The sequence below is a fragment of the Lacisediminihabitans sp. genome (genome assembly GCF_036569425.1).
Lineage (GTDB): Bacteria > Actinomycetota > Actinomycetes > Actinomycetales > Microbacteriaceae > Lacisediminihabitans.
On the sequence record NZ_DATCQQ010000066.1, the window covers coordinates 1 to 8,611 of the forward strand.

Genomic DNA, 8,611 nt, shown 5'->3' on the forward strand with positions numbered 1-8,611 from the left:
GAGCCGGTAGTGGGCTTCCCTTCGGTGGACTCAGACCGGTTCGGTCGCTGGCTCGAGCACCACCACCGCCGTCTCGACGGGACGACGGCGGGCGTAGCCGTCGAGATCCTTGTCCAGTGACCTCCACCGGTCCCACAGCCGTGCGCGCTCCTGTCCGGTCGCGGCGTGAGCGACGACCTGGCGGAGGCCGTCGACCAGCTGCACCCGGGCCTGCGGGTGCGCCTGGAGGTTCAGCCACCACGCGGGCTCCGCCTCACCCCACCCGTTCATCGCCAGCGTCACCAGGTTCGGGCCGTCTTCGAAATAGCCGACGATCACCGACCTCTCCTGACCGCTTCGGCGTCCCGTTGTGGTCAACCACAGAGCCCCCCAACGTTGGTCCTTCGCGGGCCACAGGCCACGACGGCCGCCGGAAATCCGGAACATGGCCCGGTGCGCCTTCCAGAAGAGCTTGACGAACCATCGCGGCTGAAGCCACGGGGTGCGCTCCGTAAGTTTCGGCGTGCCGCTGGGGATCGTCATGGCGAGTGCATCCTTTCGCTGGGGAGGCTCCCGTCTGGACGGGCGCTCGTTCACAAATGACGCTGCTCCGCGCGACTGTACAACCGTCGCCCGCCGCCAGAAGTGACCTTCGTCCTGTTTGCCGCTGGGCGCTGTCGCACGGCACAGGCGGGACTGGGCTGCCACCCGAAACCTGCGCGTTGGCCTGGGTCGGTCACGCCCCGCCTCGCCCCAGCGGCTTAGGCTGAATTCGTGCTCCACCCGAACAGTCGCGCGGCCAAGGCAGCCCGTCGTCGCACACGGCGCATGGCCCTGGTCGAGCACGATCTCACCGCGGCTCAATGGTCAACGCTGCGGCTGTTGTGGGGTGGCTGCGCCTACTGCGGAGCGAGCGACCGTCCGCTGCAGCGCGACTGCGTGCAGCCGATAGCGCGCGGTGGGCGCTACACGCTCGACAACATCGTCCCGGCCTGCGGCGCGTGCAATGCGAGTAAGAGCAACGGCGAGGTGACCAGCTGGATGCGCCGGAAGAGGCTGGATGAGCGCAGCTTCCTGGTGCGGTTCGTGGAGGTGCGGGCCGCGTTGGCAGCGCACGATGAAATCGTCGCCGACGACACTCGCGGATAGACGGCCCCGTCCCGTCCTCGCGGCGGGAGTCGTGTCCCGCCCCGGCGGGAATCGTGACACCCGCCGTCGCGCCGCATCTCCCGCCGCGAGCGGCAGCGGACATCCAGTCCGGAGTCGGGCGCGTTCGGCCCTGGGTCTGGCCGATCCGGTGCGGCCAAAACACCGCAGTGACCTGAACGCCAGCGGGGTTCAATCCTTGTGTGTGTCGGCCTCATGTGCGTGCGGGGCGTCCGAGGTGAGGAGCACGACGTTTCCGTCCGGGTCGTCGACCATTGCTGCGTATGGACCGAAGGTGCGCTCGGGCGCCATTCGCCCGTGGTATCCGGCCGCGGTCAACTCCGCGTACTTCGCGTCGACGGCCGAGTCATCGCCGAGGTAGAACTCGAATAGCGATCCGTACCCGCCACCCGCGGGCAGCACGTGCCTCGCGTCGTAGCGAGCAGCGAAGACAGTGTCGAAGAAGATGCTGACTCCGCTGGCCATCCGATGGATCACGAACGGCTTCTCATCGTCGCTGCCCGGAATGTCGAGGCCGAGGAGGCGATAGAACCGCAGCGCAGCCTTCATGTCACTCACGATCACGCCGAGCATGCTCAGTTGGATTTCCATGGGCTCATCATGCCCCGCAGGGGTGACAACGAGCAGAGCCGGCACGCAGCCGAACCGCCACCCGGTGTCGCGACTGCCCGACCCGCGACGGTACAGCGAAGTCCTGACGCTGTTCCGGCAGGGGTTTCGCCCCGAGCCGGGCGGCGTCGAGCCATGACCTTCCTGCCGCGCCCTTCGACCTAACGCTGCGCGTGTGCGTCGGTCAGCAGCGGCGTCGGTCAGCAGCGGCGCCAGTCAGCAGCAGCGGCGTCAGTCGGCGGCGGTGTCTGTGTCGGTCGCCGTGTTTGGCGCGATGGAGGTGCCGATGGAGCCGATGATGCCGTCGAGCGGGGTGCCGGACGCGTCCCGCTTCGCCCCGGCATCCGGGAGCGAGCGCACGGATCCGTCGGGGCCCACCGCGAGGGCGGGGGATGGCCCGGCCCAGGCGACGGAGAGCACGTCCTCGCCCTTGAGGAAGGAATGGGCGCGCACGCCGCCGGTCGCCCGACCCTTGCCGGGAAACTCGGAGAGCACCGACACCTTCGCTCGTCCCGGATCGGTGCCGGCGATGGTGGACGTGCTGTTCGACACCGTGGCGACGACCGGATCGACGGCCGGGTCGATCGCACCGAAGTAGACCACCTCGGCCGTGGCGCCGAGGTTGATGCCCGCCATGCCTCCCGCCGTACGGCCTTGGGGGCGAACGGCCGAGGCCGGGAAGTGCAGCAGCTGGGCGTCCGAGGTGATGAAGAGCAGCTCATCCGACTCGCCGGACTGCCTGACCCCCACGACCTGGTCACCCGGCTTGAGGGCGATGACCTCGAAGTCGGGTCGGTTCGGGTAGTCGCCGGGGGCGAGACGCTTCACCACGCCCTGGCGGGTTCCCATCGCGATCGGCTGCTCCGAGGTGAGCGAGACGAGGGCGAGCACGCGCTCCCGCTTGCCATCGATGGCGAGGTAGTCCGCGATGCGCACCCCGGCGGCGAGCTGGATGGAGTTCTCCGGCACCACGGGCAGGTCCACGGGGGTGAGACGGATGAGCCGGCCGAGCGAGGTGATCGCCCCGATCTCGGCGCGGCTCGTCGTGACGATCGAGGAGAGGATCGCGTCGTGCTTGCTGCGCCTCGCGGCCCGGGGCGGCGCATCCGACGGACTCTCCGGCAGGTCGACGCGGATGGCGCGGCCGGTCGTGGAGAGCAGGACCAGGCACGGCGTGTCCGCGATCTCCAGCACCGGGGCGGCCGACCGCGAGCTCGACGATGTCGCGACGCTCGGGCGGGCCTCGGTGAGCAGGGTGCGCCTCGGTGTGCCGAACTTCTCGGCCACCTCCTCCAGCTCGTCGGAGACGAGCTTGCGCACCCGCTGCGGCACCGAGAGCAGCTCCTCCAGCACGGCGATCGCGGCCAGCAGCTCGTCACGCTCGGCCTCGAGCTCGATCCGGGAGAACTTGGTCAGGCGACGCAACCGAAGCTCGAGGATGTATTCGGCCTGGATCTGGCTGAGGTCGAACACGTCGATGAGGCGGGTGCGAGCCTCGTCCGAGTCATCGCTCGTGCGGATCACCTGGATCACCTCGTCGATGTCGAGGATCGCCACGAGGAGGCCCTCTACGAGGTGCAGCCGGTCCTTCTTGCGCGCGAGGCGGAACTGGCTGCGTCGCGTGACGACTGAGATGCGATGGTCGATGTACACCTGCAGCAGCTCGCGCAGGCCGAGGGTCTTCGGGCCGCCGTCGACGAGCGCCACGTTGTTGATGTTGAACGAGTCCTCGAGCGGCGTGTAGCGGTACAGCTGCTCGAGCACGGCATCCGGGCTGAACCCCGTCTTGATGCCGATGACGAGCCGTGTGCCGTGCAGGCGGTCGGTGAGGTCGGTGACGTCGGAGATGCCGCTGAGCTTCTTCGAGTTGACGCCGTCCTTGATCTTCTCGATCACCTTCTCCGCGCCGACCATGTACGGCAGCTCGGTGATCACGAGGCCCACCTTGCGGGCAGTGAGGTTCTCCACCGAGACCCGGGCGCGGGTGCGGAAGCTGCCCCGGCCGGTCTCGTACGCGTCACGGATGCCCGCGAGGCCGATGATCGTGCCGCCGGTAGGCAGATCGGGGCCTGGCACGAACGACATGAGGTCGTCGAGCGAGGCGTTCGGGTTGTCGATGAGGTGCCTGGCGGCGCCCACCACTTCGATCAGGTTGTGCGGCGCCATGTTCGTGGCCATGCCGACCGCGATGCCCGATGCGCCGTTCACCAGCAGGTTGGGGAAGGCGGAGGGCAGAACCTCCGGCTGGGTCAGCTGGTTGTCGTAGTTGGGAACGAAGTCGACAACATCCTCGTCGAGGTTCTCGGTCATCGCCATCGCGGCCGGGGCGAGCCTCGCCTCGGTGTAGCGGGCGGCGGCCGGGCCGTCGTCGAGCGATCCGAAGTTGCCGTGCCCGTCGATCAGGGGCACGCGCAGGATGAAGCTCTGGGCGAGCCGCACCATGGCGTCGTAGATCGAGGCGTCACCGTGCGGGTGCAGCTTGCCCATCACCTCGCCGGTCACGCGCGCCGACTTGACGTGCCCGCGATCCGGGCGCAGTCCCATTTCGGTCATCTGGTACAGGATGCGGCGCTGCACGGGCTTGAGGCCGTCCCGGGCGTCCGGAAGGGCGCGAGAGTAGATGACCGAGTATGCGTACTCGAGGAACGAGCCCTCCATCTCGGCGGACACGTCGACATTGTCGATTCGTTCGCCGGCGGGCTGTGCGGTGGGGATTTCGGGAGTAGTCATAGGATTGCCCCCATGTTACCGGCCACGAAATCGCACCGGTTTAGCCTTGCCGATGTCGTGCCAAGTTGCATGAAATCCCTCGCGGGCGAGCCGAACGCCCTCGACCTCCCGGGGGTCGACTCCGCGATCGTCCTGCTCGTGGACGGCCTCGGGGCGTCGGTTCTCAAGGCTCGGGCCGGCCACTCGCGCACCCTCGCTCCGCTGCTCTCGCCGTCGAGCACGATCGGCGCCCGCTTCCCGACCACCACGGCGTCGGCCCTCGCCACCCTCACGACGGGGGAGGCGCCCGGTGTTCACGGCCTCGTCGGATACACGGTGCTCGACGCGGCGAACGACCGCGTCGTCAACCAGCTCAGCGGCTGGGACGACCGCCTCGATCCGGAGACCTGGCAGCGAGTGCCCACCCTGTTCGAGCGAGCCCGGGATCGCGGCGTGCAGTCGTTCGCGATCGGCACGGAACGCTACCGCTCGTCCGGCTTCACGCGGGCCGTGCTGCGAGGTGCCGAGTACCGCGGCGGCGCGACGATGACGGATCGGTTCGAGGAGGCCAGGCGCGTTCTCGACTCGGTGGACCGGGCACTGCTCTACGTCTACGTTCCTGAACTCGACCAGGCAGCGCACTCGCACGGCTGGCAGTCGCCACTGTGGACCTCGGTGCTGGAAGAACTCGACTCGACCGTGCGCGCTTTCGCCGCCAACCTGGGCAGTCGGGAGGGCCTCGTGCTCACGGCGGACCACGGCGTGCTCGACGTGCCGCAAAGCTCCCACATCCTGTTCGACACCGACCCGGGTCTCGTGGACGGCATCCGCTTCGTCGCCGGCGAGCCGCGCGCGCTGCAACTGCACTTCGAATCGGACGCGAGCCTCGCCCACCGGCAGGCCGTGCTCGAGCGCTGGCGCGCGGCGGAGGGGCACCGATCGTGGATCGTCTCCCGCGACGAGGCGATTTCGTCCGGCTGGTTCGGCCCTCGCGTCGACCAGGAGGTCGTGCCGCGCATCGGGGACATCATCGTCGCCGCCCGCAAGGGCATCGCATACTACGACTCGCGGCCGGCCGTGCAGCACGGCCGGTCGATGGTCGGCCAGCACGGGTCATGGTCGCCGGAAGAGACGGCCATTCCGCTGTTGAGGTTCGGTGCCTTCGCGAAGGGAACCTAGCGAGCGAGGGCTAACGCGGCGAATCAGGGATCTTGGTCAGGGATCTTGGTCAGTGATCTTCGTCCGAGCGGGCGCCGAACACGATTTCGTCCCAGCTGGGCATGGTGGCCCGGGCCTTCTTCGCGGACTTCGGATGCAGCACCGTCGGCTGCGGTGCCGTGTCGCGCGACGAATCGTCGTCGAAGTCGAGCGGGATGTCAACGAGTCGGATTCCGCCGCCGGACGGATGCGAGGCCTTCGCCTCGTCCTCTTCCGGGAAGTTGGCGAGCTCGCGCTCTCCGCGCCGACGCCGGAGCGCCTCGAGGAGATCGGCGGTCTGGTTCGATTCCGACTCCTCCGCCGCCGGTGCCCGGTTGATCGCGGCATCCGCTACGGCGGCCGGTGCGTCGTCCAGGCGCCCGTATGACACCGGCTCGAGGTACGCGACCGGCTCGGGGCGGCCGAGGTCGTTGTCGGTGAACGCGCCGCTGTCGAAGCGGGACTGGTCGGGCCGGCGTTCCTCGTCGTTCACGGCGCGCAGGCGCGGCACGAGGGGGCTCACCATCTCGCCCTGCTGGGAGAGGGCGACGGCTTCGCTGTTGAGCGGGGCGAGGGCGGACTTCTTGGGGTCGAAGCGCCAGCGGGCGTCGTGGTCGATCTGCTCGGCGGTGAAGGCGAGCTTCACGACCCAGCCGCTTCCCACCTCTTTCCAGCTCGCCCAGCGCTCGTTGATGGCACCGAGGTCGTAGAGGCGTTCGCGGATCACCGTGCCGAAGGTCGAACCTTCGCCGAGCGGGTCGGTCTCCATGGCGGTGTGCACGGGCACGGCGAGGGCGGAGGTCACGACATACTCGCGTTCGGCGAGCACCGGGCCCTCGAACTTCTGGATGTAGTCGAGCGGCACGCCGGTGATGGATGCCACGTCCTGGGCGGACATCCCGGACCGGATATGGGCCTGGATCTCCTTCGGGGCGAGCTTTCGCCCGACGCCGGGCTCGTGAATGGTCTGGCGGAGCTTCGACTGCAGCACCTCGTCGATCGCTACCCGAAAACGGGTCCCCTCATGGGACGCGACGAGAAGTGCGCCGTTCTCCACTCCGATAACTTTCAGGTCTTGCATGCTGAACGCCTCTCGCGGTCGCTGGTTCTCCTAGGGTGTCACGCCCGACCCTGATTTCGCGGGAATATACCGGGCGTGCCGCAAGTTCAACAGGCGTCGGATTCACGGCTTTTTTGCAGTGGTTTGCTATTCGCGAGCCGATGATGCAAACTGTGGCCGCCGATTGAGATCAATTGACGCATAAAGAAGTGGATGGGCATGGCAACCGACTACGACGCACCTCGTAAGACCGACGACGACTCCGAGTCGATCGAGGCTCTTAAAGAGCGCGTTCCGGACAAAATGTCAGGTGTCGTTGACGTCGATGACGCCGACAACCCTGGCGGGTTCGAGCTCCCCGGAGCCGACCTATCAGAACTCGACCTCGACGTCGTCGTGCTACCTCCCCAGGCAGATGAGTTCACCTGTGTGAACTGCTTCCTCGTGAAGCACCGCTCGCAACTCGATCATGAAGAGAAGCTCGGTCCGATCTGTCAGGAGTGCGCGGCCTAGGGCTGTAAACGTCTAGGTCTGTAACTGTCTAGGAAAGCAACTGTTGGGCCTTGGCTTCGGCCAGGGCCCTTACCAGTTCCCCCGGTCGACGAGTCGAGACCAGCCAGTACGGCGTCGGATCGTTCGCGTCGGTCACCTGCACGGTGACCACGGGCGAGACCCACCCTCGAATCAGGAGCCAGGCCCGGGCATCCAGCCTTTGGCCGCGCTCGAGCGTCGCCTCCTCGCCCTCGAAGCTCTTGGCCTCGCCCGCGAAGGCGAGCGGTAGCGTGGCGCGTCCGGCCGCGAGGTGTTCGCTCGTGACCTCGATCACGGGGGAGGTCGCCACGAGAACGACGACGCAGGCGGCGTAGAGCGCGATGGAGACGACCACCCCGACGACGAGGTTGATCGGCAGAAAGACCAGGAGGCTCGCCGGGATCACGAGCGCGGTCGAGATGAACACCCAGGGTGAGGCCCACAGGCGTTCTCGGTAAATCGTCATGGTGCTATTCGATCAGACTTTGCTGTGCCCGCCCGCCCTGCTGGGCCCGGCGCGTTCTGCACTACCCTCGTGACGTGGCCGAAACTGTGGAGATACTCATCGTCGCCGACACCCTTCCGGGATACGCGCACCCGGGAGATGCCGGCGCCGACCTGTCGGCGGCCGAACCGGTGACTCTCGAACCCGGAGAACGGGCGACGGTGGGCACCGGCGTCTCGATCGCCCTGCCCAACGGCTACGTCGCCTTCGTCGTGCCGCGCAGCGGGCTCGCGTCCAAACACGGCATCACCATCGTCAACAGCCCGGGAACGGTCGACGCCGGATATCGCGGCGAGATCCGGGTCACCCTACTGAACACTGACAGATCGGTGCCGTATTCTGTCACAGTCGGTGACCGGATCGCGCAGCTCGTGATCATGCCGGTGACCAAGGCCCGTTTCGTGCCGGTCGATGAGCTTCCCGGAAGCCATCGAGGAGATTCGGGCTTCGGCTCGACCGGTTACCGCGTCAAGACCCAAGGAGACGGCTCGTGAGCGACACCAGTTCAGCAGAAATCGAAGGCGGCGAGGAGCAGCCCAAGTCTGCGCCTGCCGATCGCGCGACCGAAGGTCCACTTGACGAGGCCGAGGCCAACCCGGTGCGCCCGTACGTCGACCTCGGCGGGGTGAAGATCCTTCCTCGCGAGGGACTGCAGCTGCGCCTCGAGGTGGAGGAGGGGAGCCAGCGTGTCGTCGCCGTCGGCCTGGACTTCGCCGGCTCCACGCTGCAGGTGCAGCCGTTCGCCGCCCCTCGCACCACGGGCCTCTGGCACGAGATCCGCGAGCAGATCACCGAGCAGATCGCCAAGCAGGGTGGCAAGACCACCCTCACGGTCGGGCCGTTCGGTCCCGAGC

10 protein-coding genes are annotated in these 8,611 nt (G+C 67.8%); 5 read left to right on the forward strand and 5 right to left on the reverse strand.

What is annotated here, in order from left to right:
- Positions 1–30: 30 nt before the first annotated feature.
- On the reverse strand, positions 31–522 hold the full coding sequence (locus tag VIM54_RS11085) for a nitroreductase/quinone reductase family protein (RefSeq protein ID WP_331901316.1): 492 nt from the start codon (positions 520–522) through the stop codon (positions 31–33).
- Positions 523–753: 231 nt separating this feature from the next.
- Here VIM54_RS11085 and VIM54_RS11090 point away from each other — a divergent pair, with 231 nt between their 5' ends.
- The gene (locus tag VIM54_RS11090; protein ID WP_331901317.1) at positions 754–1,128 is read left to right on the forward strand and encodes an HNH endonuclease signature motif containing protein; all 375 of its coding nucleotides are present in this window, start codon (positions 754–756) and stop codon (positions 1,126–1,128) included.
- A 189-nt stretch (positions 1,129–1,317) separates the two neighbouring features.
- On the opposite strand, the gene VIM54_RS11095 is transcribed toward VIM54_RS11090, so the two are convergent.
- Both VIM54_RS11095 and VIM54_RS11100 read right to left on the reverse strand, forming a co-directional pair.
- Positions 1,318–1,737, reverse strand: coding sequence for a VOC family protein (locus VIM54_RS11095; protein WP_331901318.1), 420 nt, complete (start codon positions 1,735–1,737; stop codon positions 1,318–1,320).
- A 249-nt stretch (positions 1,738–1,986) separates the two neighbouring features.
- Complete coding sequence (locus VIM54_RS11100) at positions 1,987–4,485, reverse strand: DNA topoisomerase IV subunit A (RefSeq protein WP_331901322.1); 2,499 nt, start codon at positions 4,483–4,485, stop codon at positions 1,987–1,989.
- 69 nt (positions 4,486–4,554) lie between these two features.
- Between VIM54_RS11100 and VIM54_RS11105 the strand changes: the two genes are divergently transcribed.
- The gene (locus VIM54_RS11105; RefSeq protein ID WP_331901324.1) at positions 4,555–5,643 is read left to right on the forward strand and encodes a nucleotide pyrophosphatase/phosphodiesterase family protein; all 1,089 of its coding nucleotides are present in this window, start codon (positions 4,555–4,557) and stop codon (positions 5,641–5,643) included.
- A 49-nt stretch (positions 5,644–5,692) separates the two neighbouring features.
- Here VIM54_RS11105 and sepH read toward each other — a convergent pair whose 3' ends face one another.
- A complete protein-coding gene (sepH, locus tag VIM54_RS11110) occupies positions 5,693–6,742 on the reverse strand; it encodes a septation protein SepH (protein ID WP_331901326.1) in 1,050 nt (349 codons plus the stop codon).
- 198 nt (positions 6,743–6,940) lie between these two features.
- On the opposite strand from sepH, the gene VIM54_RS11115 reads away from it, so the two are divergent.
- Positions 6,941–7,234 carry a DUF4193 domain-containing protein gene (locus VIM54_RS11115; RefSeq protein ID WP_331901328.1) on the forward strand — a complete coding sequence of 98 codons (294 nt, stop codon included), beginning with the start codon at positions 6,941–6,943 and terminating at the stop codon, positions 7,232–7,234.
- A gap of 28 nt (positions 7,235–7,262) precedes the next feature.
- On the opposite strand, the gene VIM54_RS11120 is transcribed toward VIM54_RS11115, so the two are convergent.
- A complete protein-coding gene (locus VIM54_RS11120) occupies positions 7,263–7,718 on the reverse strand; it encodes a DUF3093 domain-containing protein (protein WP_331901329.1) in 456 nt (151 codons plus the stop codon).
- 74 nt (positions 7,719–7,792) lie between these two features.
- Here VIM54_RS11120 and dut point away from each other — a divergent pair, with 74 nt between their 5' ends.
- Both dut and VIM54_RS11130 read left to right on the forward strand, forming a co-directional pair.
- Positions 7,793–8,251: a dUTP diphosphatase gene (dut, locus tag VIM54_RS11125; RefSeq protein ID WP_331901331.1), complete on the forward strand. Its 459-nt coding sequence runs from the start codon at positions 7,793–7,795 to the stop codon at positions 8,249–8,251.
- A partial coding sequence (locus VIM54_RS11130; protein WP_331901333.1) for a DUF3710 domain-containing protein occupies positions 8,248–8,611 on the forward strand: 364 nt, incomplete at its 3' end. The genes dut and VIM54_RS11130, both read left to right, overlap by 4 nt.

Excerpts from the sequence above, each read along its gene's own strand:
- VIM54_RS11085 (WP_331901316.1), bottom strand. The coding sequence starts at position 522 with ATGACGATCCCCAGCGGCACGCCGAAACTTACGGAGCGCACCCCGTGG.
- VIM54_RS11095 (WP_331901318.1), bottom strand. The coding sequence starts at position 1,737 with ATGGAAATCCAACTGAGCATGCTCGGCGTGATCGTGAGTGACATGAAG.
- VIM54_RS11100 (WP_331901322.1), bottom strand. The coding sequence starts at position 4,485 with ATGACTACTCCCGAAATCCCCACCGCACAGCCCGCCGGCGAACGAATC.
- VIM54_RS11105 (WP_331901324.1), top strand. The coding sequence starts at position 4,555 with ATGAAATCCCTCGCGGGCGAGCCGAACGCCCTCGACCTCCCGGGGGTC.
- sepH (WP_331901326.1), bottom strand. The coding sequence starts at position 6,742 with ATGCAAGACCTGAAAGTTATCGGAGTGGAGAACGGCGCACTTCTCGTC.
- VIM54_RS11115 (WP_331901328.1), top strand. The coding sequence starts at position 6,941 with ATGGCAACCGACTACGACGCACCTCGTAAGACCGACGACGACTCCGAG.
- VIM54_RS11120 (WP_331901329.1), bottom strand. The coding sequence starts at position 7,718 with ATGACGATTTACCGAGAACGCCTGTGGGCCTCACCCTGGGTGTTCATC.